Source organism: Streptomyces sp. NPDC048417 (assembly GCF_040651615.1).
GTDB lineage: Bacteria > Actinomycetota > Actinomycetes > Streptomycetales > Streptomycetaceae > Streptomyces.
Map to the genome: position 1 here is coordinate 67516 of NZ_JBEZKI010000015.1, position 14113 is coordinate 81628.

Below are 14113 nucleotides of genomic sequence, written 5' to 3' on the forward strand. Positions count from 1 at the left end.
GGGGGCCGCTTCGACAACTCCGCGGTCACCACCAGCACGGCCCAGGACCTGCTCGGCCGAGCGCCCGTCCATCCGGAGTCCTGGGCCACCGCACACCCTCAGGAGCTGTTCGACCAGTTCTCCTGAGGATCTCTGCCGACGGCTTCGGAAACAGGGTGTCGAGCGGTCGTGAGTCCGGAACCGGCGCGGCTCAGCCGTGTGCGGAGCCGGTGATCCGCTCGGCGAGGGGGTCGTCCGCCAGGAACGCGGCCAGCTCCGCCCGGCCGGGCGCCGTGGCCGGGCCGCGCCGGGTCACCGCGTAGGCCGCCGCCGCGTTGGCGCCGCGCGCCGCTGTCAGAGGGTCGAGCCCCTGGCCGAGCAGGGCGAGGAACGCACCGACGTGGGCGTCGCCCGCGCCGTTGCTGTCGACCGCCGTGACCGGGAACCCCGGTACGTGCGCGGGTGGTTGACCGGGGGCGGCCAGCCAGCAGCCGTCCTTGTCGGCCCGTACGAGCACACCGGCTCCGGGCGCCAGCCGTTGCCGGAGAGCCGCCGCCGCGGAGCGGGGGTCCTCGTGCCCGGTCATGAGGCGTGCCTCGCGGGCGTTGGCGCTGAGCCAGTCGGTCCGTGCGAGGACAGGGGCGAGGACGCTCGCGGGGATGTCGGCGACCAGAGGTCCCGGGTCGAGACAGAGGGTGATCCCGGCGGGCAGCGCGGCGGCGAGGCCGGACAGCAGCGGGCCGTTGCCCGGCAGGGCCAGCCCGTAACCGGAGAGCTGGAGAAGGTCACCGGGGCGCAGGTGCGCCGCGACGGCGGCCGCGTCGGCCGGGGCCAGGGTCGCTTCGGCCCCGAAGCTGGTCACGAAGGTGCGCTCGCCGCCGGAGTCGACCAGGGCCACCGTGAAGCCGGTGTCACGGTCCGTGCGGGCGGGCAGCAGCGTCCCGATGCCCTCGGCGGCCAGCGCCGCGCGGACGAGGTCGCCGTGCGGTCCGGTGCCGTGCAGACCGGCGTAGACGGCCTCCGTGCCCAGGCGGCGGGCCGCCACCAGCATGTTGAAGCCGCCACCGGCGGTCGTCTCGGTCCGGGTGCCGATGACGTCGCCGCCGCGTTCCGGCAGCGCGGGCACCTCGATCACCAGATCGGCCATCACGTTCCCGGCGAGGACCACCCGGCCGGTCATCGTCCGGCTCCCTGGAGGCGCGCGGAGGCGGGTTCGCCGCCGCCGTCCGGGACCGGGGTGTCCCGCCGGCCGAAGAGCCCGTACACCCCGGCGGCGACGGCCATCGAGACGGCCCAGCCGAGGCCGTTGACGCCGAACCAGGTGTCGGAGAGCGGGCCGGCGAACCAGACGTCGGCCGCACTGGTGGACGCCTTGGTGAACAGCAGCCCGGCCACGATGGCGAGGGCCCAGCCGAGCACGGCGGGCAGTCGCAGGCCGCCGGTGTACCAGTACGCACTGGAGCGGGTGGTGTCCATCAGGGCCTGCGGGTCGTAGGTACGGCCGCGCAGCGAGTCCACCGCGACCACCCCGATCCAGGCCGAGATGGGCACGGCCAGCAGCGTCAGGAAGGTCGAGAACGGGCCGTAGAAGTCGTCGGCGATCAGCATGAAGTAGATACCGCCGGCGAACATGACCACGACGTCGACGGCGACGGCGTACGCGCGCGGCACCCGCAGGCCGAGGGTGATCATCGTGAGCCCCGCGGAGTACGTGGAGAGGTGGTTCGACATCAGCAGTCCGCCGAAGGCCGCGACGAGGTAGGGGATCGCCATCCAGGACGGCAGCATCGCGTTGATCGCCGCGACCGGGTCGGAGGCGGTGGCCAGCGTCGGGTCGCCCGCGGAGAGCAGGGAGCCAAGCGAGATCAGCAGCACCAGCGGGATGCCCGCGCCGAAGGCCGAGGCCACCACGAGCCGCCGGCCCGGGATCGCGCGGGGCAGGTAACGGGCGTAGTCCGCACCGGCGTTGGCCCAGCCGATGCCCGTGCCGGAGGCGATGAACCCGACACCGGCGACCACCGCGCTGGCCGGCCCCGCCGGGGCGTCGAGGACCTTGCTCCAGTCGACGCTCGAGATCAGGAAGCCCATCACGACGAGGTTGAGGACGCCGAAGACGACCGTGGCCCACTTGTTGATCCACATGATGGTGGCATGGCCGAGGCCGCTGATCAGCAGCGTGCAGGCGATGAAGACCAGCAGGCAGACAAGGGTGAGCACGGTGTTCCGCCGGATACCGAACGCCGTGTCGAGCAGGGCCAGCAGGGCGTAGGCCGCGGTGGTCGTGGAGATGGTCTCCCAGCCGACCCGGCTCAGCCAGGTGATCAGGGTCGGACCCGCGTTGCCGCGCTGCCCGAAGACCGCGCGGGACAGGGTGAGAGCCGGGGCGCCGCCCTTCTTGCCGGCCAGGCTCAGGGCGCCCACCAGGGCGAAGGAGCCGAAGGAGCCGAGGACGGCGACGAGCACCGACTGCCAGATGTCCAGGCCGCGGAACGCCACCAGCGTGGCACCGAGCGGCAGTCCGAGGATGCTGATGTTGGCGGCGAACCAGGTCCAGAACATCTGGCCGGCGTGGCCGTGCCGTTCGCTGTCGGGGACCGGTTCGATCCCGCGGGTCTCGATGGTACCGACGCGATCGTTCGTCTTCGAAACGGCCATGACGGAACCTCCTTGCAGGGTGCGGTGCGGAAGGGCGGGCGGTGTCGTGATCCAGGGCGGTGTACGTGACGCGCCCCCCTGGTGAGGGCGGATGAATCAGCGGTAGGTGAGCAGACGGGCCGTCAGAGGCTCCAGTTCGAGGGAGTTGACGGTTCGAAGGGTCCGTACGGCCTCGGCGGGCAGCGCGGAGAGCCCGGCGACCGAACCGGCCACCGCCCCGGCGATCGCGCCGATGGTGTCGCTGTCGCCGCCGAGGTTGGCGGCGAGCAGCGCGGTCCGCCAGGGATCGCCGTCGGCCAGGGCGAGGACCGCGAAGGCGGCGGGCACCGACTCCTGGCTCGCCACGCTGGTGCCGACGAGCGTGACCACCCGGTCCAGGGCCTCGGCCTCCGGGAGGTCCCGCACCAGCTCCCACGCCCACTCGATCCGGGCGGCGATGTCCGCCCCGGCGATCCAGTGCCCGCGCCGCGCACCGGCGCGGGCGGCGGTCACGGCGGCGGTGACGGCCTCGCCGAGCGAGCCGCCGCCCACTCCGGTGCTGACCGCGGCGGCCACCGCGGCCGCGCCCGCGATACCGATCGTCGTGTCATGGGTGACCTGGCAGGACTCCACGACCCGGTCGACGAACGGGTCGAGCGGGTCGGCGGCGAAGGCGATCCCCACCGGGGTGACGCGCATCGCGGCGCCGTTCGTCGTGCCGTTGCGGCCAGCCTCCTGGGGGGAGACCCCACGGGCCACCGCGTCCAGCGCGGCCTTGGTGGACGGGCCGAGGAGATCGAAGGACCCCTTGGCCTTCATCTCCTTCTCCCAGTCGAGCAGTTCATGGGCCAGGCGCAGCGGATCGATCCGCCCGTGGCCCTCGTCGATGAGCCGGGCGACGATGACGGCCTGCTCGGTGTCGTCGGTGACGGACCCGGCGGGCATGCCCGCGCTCACCGGATTGTCGGGCCGGGCGGCCTCGAAGCCACTGATGGCGCCGTAGACCCGGACGACGTCCTCCCGGGACATCACCTGGGTGGGCATGCCGAGGGCGTCACCGAGGGCGAGTCCGTAGAAGGCGCCCAGGGCGCGGTCGAGTCGGTCGGTCACGAGCGGCCTCCATGGCCCGAGCGGACGTGCAGTTCGAAGTGGGCGGGATCGAGCAGACTGCCGACCTGCTCGACCACCGAGCCGTCGGCGGCCCGGTACACCTGGTCCAGACGGAGGAACGATTCGCCGGGGGTGCGGTGCAGTACGGCCGCCTCGTCCGCCGCCAGTCCGCGCACCGAGACGACTCCCTCACCGGAGTGGGTGACCCGGCCCGCCGAGATCAGCGCCCGGCTGAGCGAACCGCCGTCGAGCCCGCGCTCGGGCAGCCCGGCCAGGCTCCCGGTGGCCGGCACCCGGCTGCGCTCCAGCGACACGCCCGGCCCGTCGGGCAGCCGTCTGACCCGGTCCAGGGCGATGAACGCGTGCGACGTGAGCCCCAGCCGGGCGGCCAGCTCCGGATCGGTCACCTCCTCGAAGCGGAGGATCTCGGTGGTGAGTTCCGTGCCCTGCTCGGCCAGGGACCGGGTCCAGCCGAGGCGGTTGTCGATCGGCGTCCCGTCGAAGGTGACGAACGAGCCGATCCCCGCGTGGGTGGCGATGAGGCCCTCCTCACCGAGAACCTGAAGAGCCTGCCGAAGGGTGGTCCGGCTGACGCCGAACCGCTCGGTGAGCGCGTGCTCCCCGGGGAGCCGGCTGCCGTCGGCATGGACCCCGGCCCGGATCTCGTCGGCGAGGACGCGGGCGATGCGATGGTGCTTGTGAACCTGTCCAGGCATGTCTAGACAGTAGGTGAACAAGTGTCGGCGGTCCAGAGCCCTCTGGCGATTTCTCTCCCGTCCCTAGACTTGACTCTGTCAAAACTGGCGGGCTATGTTCGATGTGTGCCCAGGGAGCGAACGCTCGTCGTGGCACATGGCCATCCCTGCCGGAAACGCCTTCTGTCTGCCCGAGGGTGCGCAGCGCGGCGTCGGCGGGATGCGGAAACCGCGCCCCCCACTTCGCAAGGCGAGTGGGCCAAGCCTCTTCGGGAAGCACCATGCACTGTTACGACTGCGCCCAGGACGGGCGTAACGAGACCACCGGGATCGGCGCCTGTACCCGCTGCGGACTCTTCACCTGCGCCGAGCACTCGCGGATCCTGCGGACGACCGTCCAGCGGCCGATCGGCGTGATCCCCATGACGAGCGTCCGCCCCGCCCGGCGCCTCGTCTGCGGCTCCTGCCGCACGGCGGAAGCCTCCTAGAGCCTGTCTGCCCAGATCTGACCGAGTCAACTCTGGGTTGTATCGTGGGCCGCGCCGGCACCCCGGCCGCGCGCAAGCGCTGCCCGGATCTGCGTAGGGGAGTGACCATGGAGCAACTGGTGGGCGACCTGCTCAAGCGCAAGGGGCTGCGCAGCACGGCCCAGCGCCGGGCGGTGCTGACCGCGCTGCAGGGTCATCCGCACTCCACCGCGGCGGACCTCGAGACGCGCATCGGCACGGACCCGGCCGCGGTCGGCGGACTCTCCCGGCAGGGCCTGTACAACGTGCTGGAAGACCTGACGAAGGCGGAGCTCGTCCGCTGTATCGAGCCCGCCGGCTCACCTGCCCGGTACGAGCTGCGGGTCGGCGACAATCACCATCACCTCGTCTGCCGCCGCTGCGGTCGGATCGAGGACGTCGACTGCAGTGTGGGCGCCGCGCCCTGTCTCACGCCCGAGAAGGACCTGGGATTCGCCGTCGACGAGGCCGAGATCACCTGGTGGGGACTGTGCGCGCAGTGCCAGAAAGCCGTCGGCGCCTGAACCGGCCGGCGGTGGCCGGAGGCGCCGTCCGCGTGGACCGCGACTGACATCGACGGGCTTATGGGCGGCCCCGGCTTACGTGCTTACGTGCGGCCCCCGGTTCGGGGCGCGTCCGCGCCTCCGTCCCGCCGGGTGCCGGGCAGCTGTGCCACATGGTGCCGCAGGACCGCGCGGACCGTGTCCGGGTCCAGACGGTCGGGGTGGAGCGCCGCGTTGAGGGCGAGGCCGTCGAGGACGGCGGCGAGGTGTTCCGTCGCCACCGGGTCGTCCACATCCAGGCGGCGCAGCAGTCGGCCGCTGATGTCCCGCAGCCCGACGTGGAGTTCGGCGGCGATCGCGGCCAGGGTGGGGTGCGTACGCGCGGCCACCGAGAACTCCAGCCAGACCGCCGTCTCGTCGGCGCGCGCCGGGTCGAGCGGCAGGAACTCGCTCGCGATCGCTCCACGAAACGGCGGGGATCCCCGCCGTGGCTCTGCTCCTCCAGCCGAGCCGGCACCCGTGCCTCCACGCGGTGCGCCATCTCGCGGGCCGCGGCGGAGAGCACGCTGGCGCGCGTCCTGCTGGTGTTCGTGCTGCTCGCGGCCACGGCCGCCGCGGTCACGCCGCCGCCGGAGTACGTCGTGCTCGCGCCCCTCGTCGCCTGGACCGTGTTGTGGCGCCGCCGGATCCTGGCCCGTACCGCGCCGGGTTCCCCGCCGCGACCGGGCACGGTCGCGCCCTCCCCGGGAGGAGCGCGCCAAGGGCCCCGGCCGTCACCGTGGTGACGCAGGTCACCCTGCTGTTCGAGCCGATCGCGGAATGCACACCCGGTCCATCTCGCTGCAACGTTCTTGGGGTGTGCTGGGCAAGGGCGCTCGGTGCGACGGACCCCGGAGGCCGAAGACACCTCCCGGTCCCGTCCCGCTCCCCGTCCCCGGACCACCGTCCCCGAAAGGTTCGCTCACCCACCATGCCTCTGGCTCTCCTGGCCCTTGCCGTCGTCACGTTCGGAATCGGCACCACCGAGTTCGCCACCATGGGGCTGCTGCCCCAGATCGCGGACGGGCTCGGTGTGTCGGTGCCGCACGCCGGCAACCTCGTATCGGCCTACGCCCTCGGCGTGGTCGTCGGCGCCCCCGTGCTGACGGGCATCGGCGCGCGGGTGTCCCACAAGCGGCTGCTGCTCCTGCTGACCGGGCTGTTCGTGGTGGGCAACACGGCGTCCGCGCTCGCCCCGAACTTCGGCCTGCTCTTCGCCGCCCGCTTCCTGGCCGGACTGCCGCACGGCGCGCTGTTCGGCGTGGGCGCGGTCGTCGCCTCCCGGCTGGTGGCTCCGGAGCGCGCCGCGCGTGCCGTCTCCAGCGTGTTCCTCGGCCTCACCGTCGCGAACATCGTCGGCGTGCCCGCCGGTACCGCCCTTGGCCAGCATCTGGGCTGGCGGTACGCCTACTGCGCGGTCGCCGTCATCGGCCTCGTCGCGCTCGCCGCGCTCGCACTTCTCGTGCCCCACCAGCCGCGCGGCCCACAGGCGGGCATCCGGCGGGAACTGCGGGCGATGGGCAACCGGCAGGTCTTCATCGGCCTGGGCACCGCCGTCGTCGGGTTCGGCGGCTTCTTCGCCGTCTACAGCTACCTCGTCCCCATGCTGACGCACCTGACCGGCATCTCCGACTCCTCGACCACCGCGGTCCTCGCCCTGTACGGCGTCGGCATGACCCTCGGCACCCTGGCCGCGGGCCCCCTCACCGACCGGGCCCTGCGCCCGACGCTGTACGCCGGGATCATCCTGCTGGCGGCCGCACTGGTGACGTTCTACTTCACCGTCCACAGCACGGTGCCGGCGCTGGTGACGGTCACCTTCATCGGCGCGATGGGCGCGCTCATCACCACGCCCGTCCAGATGCTGCTGATGATGAACGCGAAGGACGCCCCGACGATGGCGGCCGCTTCCAACCACTCCGCCTTCAACCTGGCCAACGCGGCCGGCGCCTGGCTCGGCGGCCTGGTCATCTCGGCGGGCTGGGGCTGGGCCGCCCCCAACCTGGTCGGCGCGGCCCTCGCGATGGCCGGCCTGGCGCTGGCCGTCACCGGCGGCGTCCTGGACCGTGGCAACCGCCCCTCGAAGGTGATCACCTCCCAGGGCGGCGGCGAGGCCGACCACGCCTTCGTGGTCGCGGACGCCGCCACGGTCACGGGTGAGGTCGGCCCCGACCACGCTGTGGAGGACCACCGCCCCGCCACCTGAGTCACCGGCCCGTGCCACGGATCACTCGTGGGCGGTGCCGTCCGGGCTGGGAGTCGCCGGTCCGCCAGTCTTGTTCCCGCACTCACTGTCGGCGCGGTGACCGAGTCCCGGCGTGATCGGTACGCAGGGCGCCGTCGGCTAGCGCGAGCGCCCGCTGCGGGGCTGCGTGGCGCGAGGGTCCCTCCGAGGTGGGCCCTGGACGCCAGTCCCGGTCCAGAAGGCCAGTGGCAAACGCAGGACCTGGCTCGTGGTCCACAGGGGGAGCACCTCTGAAACGGCCGACCGGGTCCGGGGTGGGGGCGGCGGGCGGACTCAGACGGTCAGTCCGGTGGCGATCGCCTTCAACTCGACGTACGCGTCGAGCCCGTGCAGCCCGAACTCCCGCCCGAAGCCGCTGCTCTTGTAGCCGCCGAAGGGCGCGTCCCAGTGGCGCGGGGCGCCGTTGACCGAGTACACACCGGTACGCACGGCCCGAGCGACCTGCACGCCGTGCGCGTGGTCAGCGGTGAAGACCGCGCCGTTCAGTCCGTAGGGCGAGTCGTTGGCGATCCGGATGGCGTCGGCTTCGTCCTCGTAGGGGATGACGGCGACGACCGGGCCGAAGATCTCCCCTCTGCGTAGTACGTCCAGCTTCGAGGACGCCATTCGCGCGGCGATCGACGTGGGCGGTGACACAGACACTGTCGCCGCGGTCACCGGAGGCCTCGCGGGTGCGTATCACGGATTGGACGCGATCCCTGTCCGCTGGACTGAGCCCTTGCATGTCCCCCTCCCAGGGTTCGGTGGACAGGTGCTGCGTCTGGCCGATCTGATCGATCTCGCGCACCGCCTCGGATCTGACGCGGGCTGACGGGTCAGCCGAATGAATGGTGTCCCGGTGTGGTCGGAGCGGCGGAGGCGCCGTCCCCGGTATCGGTATCGGTATCGGTCGGCGTCGTGTCGCGCCGCCGAGGACCGTCGGGCTCGTGGAGGGTGCCGAACAGCAGTCGGCTCAGCACCGGCATCAGGAGCAGCGGCGCCAGCGCGGTCTGCAAGGAGGCGGCGTCGGTGAGGCTGCTGAGGGCGGATCCGGCCAGGCCGCCGATGCGCACGGTCAGGCCGAGGGTGGCCCCGCTTGCCGTGCCGATCCGTGAGGGCGGACAGTCCTGCCCGAGCGTCACCTGGAGCGAGAAGGGCACATAGAGGCCGACCGAATGACGGCGGACCGACCGCGCATCGGCGGCTCTCGCCGGTATCAACCCTCACCCGCGCGCCGGCTCCGCGTCCCGTACCTCCTGCGGTGAACGGGCGGCCGGAGTGGCGAAGACGGCGGCCACCACCAGGGCGAGCACCAGGATCAGGGCGTTTCGCAGGCCGAAGTGCTCACCGAGGTAACCGAGGGAGGGCGGTCCCACCAGGAAGGCGACATAGCCGACGGTCGCGGCCAGGGCGACCCGGGCGGCGGAGTCGGCGCCGGAATCGCCCGCCGCGGAGAGCGCGACAGGGAACCCGAGCGACGCCCCGAGGCCCCAGAGGACGGCGGCGGCCGCCGCTACGGCCTGATTGTCGACGAAGATCACCAGGGCCAGTCCCGCGGCCCCGACGAGCGCGCTCCCGCACAGCGCGGCCGCCCGCCCGAACCGGTCGACGAACCGCCCGCCGACGAAGCGTCCGACGGTCATCGCGGCGGCGAACACGGCGTACACGGCCGAGCCCAGCGCCGCGTCGAACCCGTGACCGTCCACCATGACCAGCGGCAGCCAGTCGTTCGCGGTGCCCTCGGCCATGGCGAGGGCGAGGATGACACAGCCGATGAGCAGCAGCGTGGGGTCCTTCCACACCGCGGCCCGTGCCGCGCCCGGCTCGGGGCGCCCGGCGGCGGTCCGCCGGCCCACCTCCGGGGGGACGCTCCGGATCACCAGGGCGAGTGCGGCCAGGGCCACGCCGGCGACCGTGACGAGATGGACGAGCACGGGGAAGCCGATCGCCGTCAGGCACATACCGGCGACCGCGCCGACCACGGTGCCGAGACTGAAGAAGCCGTGCATGGCGGGCATCGTGGAGCGGCCGAGCAGCCGCTCCACCTCCGCGCCCTCGACGTTGAGGGCCACCTCACCGCCGCCCATGCCGAGACCGAACAGCCCGAGGCCCAGGGCCACGCAGAGGTCCGCGCCGACGGCGGCCCCGATGCCGATCAGCGCGGCACCGGCGGCGATCACCGACGTTCCGGCGAGGACGACGAGCCGGGCGCCCCAGCGGGCCACCAGCGCGCCCGAGCACAGGATCCCGGCCATCGAGCCCACCGAGAGCCCGAACAGGATCAGACCCATCTGCGCGGTGGAGGCGCCGAGCATGTCCCGCACGTCCGGGGTGCGGGTGACCCAGGAGGAGATGGTCAGGCCGGGCACGAAGAACAGGACGAAGACGGCGGTACGACGCCGGGCGAGTTCGGCGGTCATGGCTGGTGGCTCCAGATGTGCCCGATGGGTCCGTGCGTGAGTCTGTACGAATGTACACACTGTGCTGTACATCCGTACACACTCTGCGTCGGTCAACCCATGGCAGATTGAGGGCGTGACCGGCACACGACGCGAGATCCCGAACGACCCCGGACGCAAGGAGCGCATTCTGGATGCGGCCCTCGACGTGATCGCCGAGGGTGGTGTGCACACGACCACCCATCGGAGGATCGCGGCGCGGGCGCAGGTCCCGCTCGGCTCGCTGACGTACTACTTCGACGGCATGGCGGACCTGCTCGCCCAGGCCTTCGCCCGCCTGTCGGACACCATGTCCCAGCTCTACCGGCGGACTCTGCAGTCCGCCGCGTCCACGGCCGAGGCCGAGGCGGCCGTGGTGGAGCTGATCTGCGGACCGGCGTACGCCACGGAACGCGACATGACGCTCATCTTCGAGATGTACGCCTACGCCAACCACAACGAGGCGGTGTCCGCGACCACCCGCACCTGGCTCGAACGCAGCAGGGACAGCCTCGCCCTGCACTTCACCCCCGGGGTGTCCCGCGCGCTCGACGCGCTGATCGAGGGCTGGCCGATGCACCGCGCCTTCGACGAGGCCCCCCTGGACCGGCGCCTCGTCACCGAGACCGTGCACGCGATCGTCACCGCCGCCCCGAAACTCACCACCGACGGCCCCTGAGCCGGCCCCCACCACCGCACGACGCCTCAGTGCACGACGTCCGCGAGGTGCGGTACGACGCGCGTCAGCCGGACCACGCCCCACGCGATCAGTCCGGCACCGAGCACCTCGGGCAGCAGCCACCAGCCGGTGCGCACCGACTCGCCGAACAGGGCGACGCCCAGCAGCAGGCTCACCGCCGCGTCGCCGATCGTCAGCGCCGGCTGGGACGCCACGAGCGGACCGGCCTGCAACGAGTTCTCCAGGAGCATCAGCGCCGAGATCCCGGCGAGTGCGAAGCCGTAGGTCTGCCAGGTAGTGAGGAAGGCGGGCAGGCCCGAGTGGGCGAGCCGGCCGGTGGCCGACTTCATCAGCGCGGCGGTCAGCGCGTTGCCGATCGCGGCACCCGACGCCAGGGCCGCCGCGCGGAACAGTGGTGACGACGAGGACCGCTCGAGCAGCACAGTGCCGGCGATGGCCCCCACGGTGAGGGCCAGGGCCGGGATCCAGCGCTGCATGGACGCCTGCTCCCGGCCGCCCGACGGAGCCGCCGAACCGAGCAGGAGGGCCAGGCCGGACACCACCACCGCGATCGCCCACCAGCCCTGCGGGTTCGGCCGCCGGTGCATCAGCGGCATGGCGATGAGCAGGGCGAACGGCAGCTCCAGCATGAACAGCGGCTGGACCAGTGCCATCGGGCCGTTCACCAGGGCCAGCGCCTGGAACACCGCGGCCCCCACGACACCGGTGATCCCGATGGCCCAGGCGGGCCGCCGTGCCAGGGCGAGCAGCAGGCGCACCCCGCCTCCGCCGGGCAGGGTGGAAGCGGCCTTCCGCTGGAAGGCCGTGCCCGTCGCATTGCTGACGGCACCCAGGACGGCGAAGAGCACGGCGAGCACCATCATGCTTCCAGCATGCCGTGAGCGGGCCGCGCGCTCTCTCCGAAGGCGTGGTGAGGGCCGTCCCGGGCCGCTTCGTTCTCTCGCATCCCGGTAGGCGCATTCCGAGGACGGCGCATTCCGAGGACCAGGATGCCTGGTCGCCGCACGTCCGGGGGAGTCCCGCGGGTCAGGCCACCTGCCCACCGTGCAGCGCGGTGTAGGCACCGCCTCGGTGCAGCAGTTCCTCGTGGGTGCCCACCTCGCGGATGCGGCCGTCGTCCATCACGACGATGCGGTCGGCGCCGCGCACGGTGGACAGCCGGTGGGCCACCACGAAGGTGGTGCGGCCGCGCAGCAGACGGGCCAGCGCCTGCTGCACCAGCGCCTCGGAGCGGGTGTCCAGCGCCGAGGTGGCCTCGTCCAGCACCAGGACCCGCGGATCACGGATCAACGCCCGTGCGATGGCGAGGCGTTGGCGCTGACCGCCGGAGAGCCGGGCACCGCGCTCGCCGACCACGGTGTCCAGGCCCTGGGGCAGCTGGTCCACGAACTCCAGGGCGTTGGCGTCCCGCAGCGCCGCGCGGACCGCCCCGTCGTCGGCCTCGTCCTCCATGCCGTAGGCGACGTTCTCCCGGATCGTGCCGTCGAAGAGGATCGACTCCTGCGGGACGACCGAGACGAACCGCCGGTAGGTGCGCAGATCGAGGCCGCTCATGTCGGTGCCGTCCAGGAGCAGCCGGCCGGCGGTGGGCCGGATGAACCCGATGACGAGGTTGAGCACGGTGGACTTGCCGGCACCCGAGGCGCCCACCAGCGCGACGGTCTCGCCCGGCACCACATCGAGGGTGAAGTCCGCCACCGCCGCGCGGCCGGTGTCGTCGTAGGCGAAGCCGACCCGGTCGAACACGACGGCACCGCGGACGGCGGTGACCTCCGCCCTTCCCTCGTTGTCCTCCAGTTCGGGCGCCTGCAGCACCTCACCGACCGAACGCACCGACTCCAGCCCCTTGGTGACGACCGGGGCCAGACTCGTCAGCGTCGTCGTGGAGTTGGTGAGGGTGGTCAGGAAGGCGCTGAGCATGACGACGTCACCGGCGGAGACGCCCCACATGCCGTAGTACGACACCATGGCGGCGGCGGCGAGCACGGCGACGCCGATCACGTTGAGGACAACCCAGGCCAGCGAGCCGAAGCGGCCGTTGACCAGGTCCAGGCGTATCCCGGAGGTGAGCAGCCGGCTCAGGGTGCCGTCCATCCGGCGCAGCGCCTTGCCCTCCAGACCGTGGGCGCGGGTGACCGGGATGAGCCGCGTCATCTCGGTCACGCGGGAGGACAGGGTCTCCACCTCGTGCCGGAAGTGCTCGTTGTGGGTCCGCAGCCGCGACCGCAGCCGGGCCACGATCAGGGTCGCGCCCGGCACCACGACCAGGAAGACAGGCAGGAACTCCGGTGTGCGGACGGCGATGATCACCAGCCCGCCGGTCAGCACGGTCAGTGCGCCCAGGCCCTGGTCGGCGGTCTGCTGGACCATCTGCTCGACGGTCTCGACGTCCCGTACGACCTTGGCCTGGAGGACGCCGGCGCTGACCCGGGAGTGGTAGCCGATGGACAGTTGTTGCATACGGGTGCACAGCGCCGAGCGCAGCGTGGTGCCCATCCGGCGCACACTGCCGTAGAGCAGCCGTACATACAGCACATGCAGCGGGTAGTTGACCAGCAGGATCGCCATGATGATCCCCACAGCCGTCCAGAGCCGGGATATCTCCCGGTGCTGCACGACCGTGTCCACGACCGAGGCGGTGATCAGCGGCAGGAGCCAGACGGGGCTGTGCTTGACGGTGAAGACGAGGACCGCCGCCGCCAGGCTGCGGCGGTCGGCGCGCAGCAGGTACAGGAGGGTGCGGACGGGATGTTCGCCCTGGTAGCGGTGGTCGAGCGGTCGTTCCGACGTCGACGCCATCGGTGGTGATCCTCCCTGCGCGCCCGGCTTTCAGCAACCGCTTTCCGTCGGTCACCGTACACCCGGCGCCCGACGACCACAGAGGTGCGGTCGACCGACCGATGCGGCTGGGGGCCGAGTGGGAGAGGGTGGGGGAGAGGGGCGGACGGAACGGCGAGCGCCCCGTCGTAGTTGTGATCCACTCCGTCGTCCGGAAAGAGGCAGCCATGACAGGACCAGAGGCCGAGGCCGAGAAGCGGATACTCGGCCGCATCACGGAAATGATCAGCCAGGAGAAGGACCTGCGTGAGCGCCTGGCGCAGGAGGAGATCGACGGGACGACCGAGCACGCGCTCCTGGCACACCTGGAGACCGAGCTGGACCAGTGCTGGGACCTGCTGCGGCAGCGCCGGGCCAGGATCGCGGCGGGCCAGGACCCCACCGGGGCGAATGTCCGCTCGGCGTCCGAGGTGGAGGGCTACCTGTCCTGAGGACCGGACAGGTCAC

Annotated in this window: 15 protein-coding genes and 2 pseudogenes; 7 read left to right on the forward strand and 10 right to left on the reverse strand. The window is 72.2% G+C overall.

Annotation, left to right across the window (positions count from 1 at the left end; genetic code table 11):
* Positions 1 to 190: 190 nt before the first annotated feature.
* From AB0D59_RS23840 to AB0D59_RS23855, 4 genes are all read right to left on the reverse strand, one after another.
* Entirely contained in the window at positions 191 to 1159 is a 969-nt protein-coding gene (locus tag AB0D59_RS23840) for a PfkB family carbohydrate kinase (protein ID WP_362568703.1), read from the reverse strand.
* Complete coding sequence (locus tag AB0D59_RS23845) at positions 1156 to 2634, reverse strand: cytosine permease (protein ID WP_362568706.1); 1479 nt, start codon at positions 2632 to 2634, stop codon at positions 1156 to 1158. Before AB0D59_RS23845 ends, AB0D59_RS23840 begins: the two co-directional genes overlap by 4 nt.
* 96 nt (positions 2635 to 2730) lie before the next feature.
* Positions 2731 to 3723 carry an ADP-ribosylglycohydrolase family protein gene (locus tag AB0D59_RS23850; protein ID WP_362568709.1) on the reverse strand — a complete coding sequence of 331 codons (993 nt, stop codon included), beginning with the start codon at positions 3721 to 3723 and terminating at the stop codon, positions 2731 to 2733.
* Positions 3720 to 4439: a GntR family transcriptional regulator gene (locus AB0D59_RS23855; RefSeq protein WP_362568712.1), complete on the reverse strand. Its 720-nt coding sequence runs from the start codon at positions 4437 to 4439 to the stop codon at positions 3720 to 3722. Before AB0D59_RS23855 ends, AB0D59_RS23850 begins: the two co-directional genes overlap by 4 nt.
* Before the next feature lie 260 nt (positions 4440 to 4699).
* Between AB0D59_RS23855 and AB0D59_RS23860 the strand changes: the two genes are divergently transcribed.
* Both AB0D59_RS23860 and AB0D59_RS23865 read left to right on the forward strand, forming a co-directional pair.
* Positions 4700 to 4906, forward strand: coding sequence for a DUF2180 family protein (locus tag AB0D59_RS23860; protein ID WP_362568715.1), 207 nt, complete (start codon positions 4700 to 4702; stop codon positions 4904 to 4906).
* 107 nt (positions 4907 to 5013) lie between these two features.
* The gene (locus AB0D59_RS23865) at positions 5014 to 5448 is read left to right on the forward strand and encodes a Fur family transcriptional regulator (protein WP_362568717.1); all 435 of its coding nucleotides are present in this window, start codon (positions 5014 to 5016) and stop codon (positions 5446 to 5448) included.
* A gap of 83 nt (positions 5449 to 5531) precedes the next feature.
* Here the strand turns inward: AB0D59_RS23865 and AB0D59_RS23870 are convergent, their stop codons facing one another.
* Complete coding sequence (locus AB0D59_RS23870; protein ID WP_362569135.1) at positions 5532 to 5885, reverse strand: TetR family transcriptional regulator C-terminal domain-containing protein; 354 nt, start codon at positions 5883 to 5885, stop codon at positions 5532 to 5534.
* On the opposite strand from AB0D59_RS23870, the gene AB0D59_RS23875 reads away from it, so the two are divergent.
* Both AB0D59_RS23875 and AB0D59_RS23880 read left to right on the forward strand, forming a co-directional pair.
* Positions 5799 to 6212, forward strand: coding sequence for a hypothetical protein (locus AB0D59_RS23875; protein ID WP_362569150.1), 414 nt, complete (start codon positions 5799 to 5801; stop codon positions 6210 to 6212). The genes AB0D59_RS23870 and AB0D59_RS23875 overlap by 87 nt on opposite strands.
* A gap of 185 nt (positions 6213 to 6397) precedes the next feature.
* The gene (locus AB0D59_RS23880; protein WP_362568720.1) at positions 6398 to 7672 is read left to right on the forward strand and encodes an MFS transporter; all 1275 of its coding nucleotides are present in this window, start codon (positions 6398 to 6400) and stop codon (positions 7670 to 7672) included.
* A gap of 312 nt (positions 7673 to 7984) precedes the next feature.
* Here AB0D59_RS23880 and AB0D59_RS23885 read toward each other — a convergent pair whose 3' ends face one another.
* Positions 7985 to 8317 carry an aldehyde dehydrogenase family protein gene (locus AB0D59_RS23885; RefSeq protein ID WP_362568723.1) on the reverse strand — a complete coding sequence of 111 codons (333 nt, stop codon included), beginning with the start codon at positions 8315 to 8317 and terminating at the stop codon, positions 7985 to 7987.
* On the opposite strand from AB0D59_RS23885, the pseudogene AB0D59_RS23890 reads away from it, so the two are divergent.
* Positions 8286 to 8522, forward strand: a pseudogene (locus AB0D59_RS23890) (ADP-ribosylglycohydrolase family protein); the annotation flags it as partial. The gene AB0D59_RS23885 and the pseudogene AB0D59_RS23890 sit on opposite strands and share 32 nt — an antisense overlap.
* A gap of 4 nt (positions 8523 to 8526) precedes the next feature.
* Here AB0D59_RS23890 and AB0D59_RS23895 read toward each other — a convergent pair.
* Positions 8527 to 8865: pseudogene (locus AB0D59_RS23895) on the reverse strand (MFS transporter); the annotation flags it as partial.
* 48 nt (positions 8866 to 8913) lie between these two features.
* Entirely contained in the window at positions 8914 to 10110 is a 1197-nt protein-coding gene (locus AB0D59_RS23900; RefSeq protein WP_362568726.1) for an MFS transporter, read from the reverse strand.
* Positions 10111 to 10225: 115 nt separating this feature from the next.
* Between AB0D59_RS23900 and AB0D59_RS23905 the strand changes: the two genes are divergently transcribed.
* Positions 10226 to 10807 (forward strand): TetR family transcriptional regulator, encoded by a 582-nt coding sequence (locus AB0D59_RS23905; protein WP_362568729.1) that lies wholly within the window; start codon positions 10226 to 10228, stop codon positions 10805 to 10807.
* A gap of 26 nt (positions 10808 to 10833) precedes the next feature.
* On the opposite strand, the gene AB0D59_RS23910 is transcribed toward AB0D59_RS23905, so the two are convergent.
* Together AB0D59_RS23910 and AB0D59_RS23915 are read right to left on the reverse strand one after the other, a co-directional pair.
* On the reverse strand, positions 10834 to 11691 hold the full coding sequence (locus AB0D59_RS23910) for a DMT family transporter (RefSeq protein WP_362568732.1): 858 nt from the start codon (positions 11689 to 11691) through the stop codon (positions 10834 to 10836).
* A 163-nt stretch (positions 11692 to 11854) separates the two neighbouring features.
* Positions 11855 to 13627 carry an ABC transporter ATP-binding protein gene (locus tag AB0D59_RS23915; protein WP_362568735.1) on the reverse strand — a complete coding sequence of 591 codons (1773 nt, stop codon included), beginning with the start codon at positions 13625 to 13627 and terminating at the stop codon, positions 11855 to 11857.
* Positions 13628 to 13833: 206 nt separating this feature from the next.
* On the opposite strand from AB0D59_RS23915, the gene AB0D59_RS23920 reads away from it, so the two are divergent.
* On the forward strand, positions 13834 to 14097 hold the full coding sequence (locus AB0D59_RS23920; RefSeq protein WP_362568738.1) for a DUF2630 family protein: 264 nt from the start codon (positions 13834 to 13836) through the stop codon (positions 14095 to 14097).
* The last annotated feature ends 16 nt before the right edge of the window (positions 14098 to 14113 follow it).

Coding starts and splice junctions, on each gene's coding strand:
- AB0D59_RS23840 (WP_362568703.1), bottom strand. CDS start 1,159: ATGACCGGCCGGGTGGTCCTCGCCGGGAACGTGATGGCCGATCTGGTG.
- AB0D59_RS23845 (WP_362568706.1), bottom strand. CDS start 2,634: ATGGCCGTTTCGAAGACGAACGATCGCGTCGGTACCATCGAGACCCGC.
- AB0D59_RS23855 (WP_362568712.1), bottom strand. CDS start 4,439: ATGCCTGGACAGGTTCACAAGCACCATCGCATCGCCCGCGTCCTCGCC.
- AB0D59_RS23860 (WP_362568715.1), top strand. CDS start 4,700: ATGCACTGTTACGACTGCGCCCAGGACGGGCGTAACGAGACCACCGGG.
- AB0D59_RS23865 (WP_362568717.1), top strand. CDS start 5,014: ATGGAGCAACTGGTGGGCGACCTGCTCAAGCGCAAGGGGCTGCGCAGC.
- AB0D59_RS23880 (WP_362568720.1), top strand. CDS start 6,398: ATGCCTCTGGCTCTCCTGGCCCTTGCCGTCGTCACGTTCGGAATCGGC.
- AB0D59_RS23885 (WP_362568723.1), bottom strand. CDS start 8,317: ATGGCGTCCTCGAAGCTGGACGTACTACGCAGAGGGGAGATCTTCGGC.
- AB0D59_RS23900 (WP_362568726.1), bottom strand. CDS start 10,110: ATGACCGCCGAACTCGCCCGGCGTCGTACCGCCGTCTTCGTCCTGTTC.
- AB0D59_RS23910 (WP_362568732.1), bottom strand. CDS start 11,691: ATGATGGTGCTCGCCGTGCTCTTCGCCGTCCTGGGTGCCGTCAGCAAT.
- AB0D59_RS23915 (WP_362568735.1), bottom strand. CDS start 13,627: ATGGCGTCGACGTCGGAACGACCGCTCGACCACCGCTACCAGGGCGAA.
- AB0D59_RS23920 (WP_362568738.1), top strand. CDS start 13,834: ATGACAGGACCAGAGGCCGAGGCCGAGAAGCGGATACTCGGCCGCATC.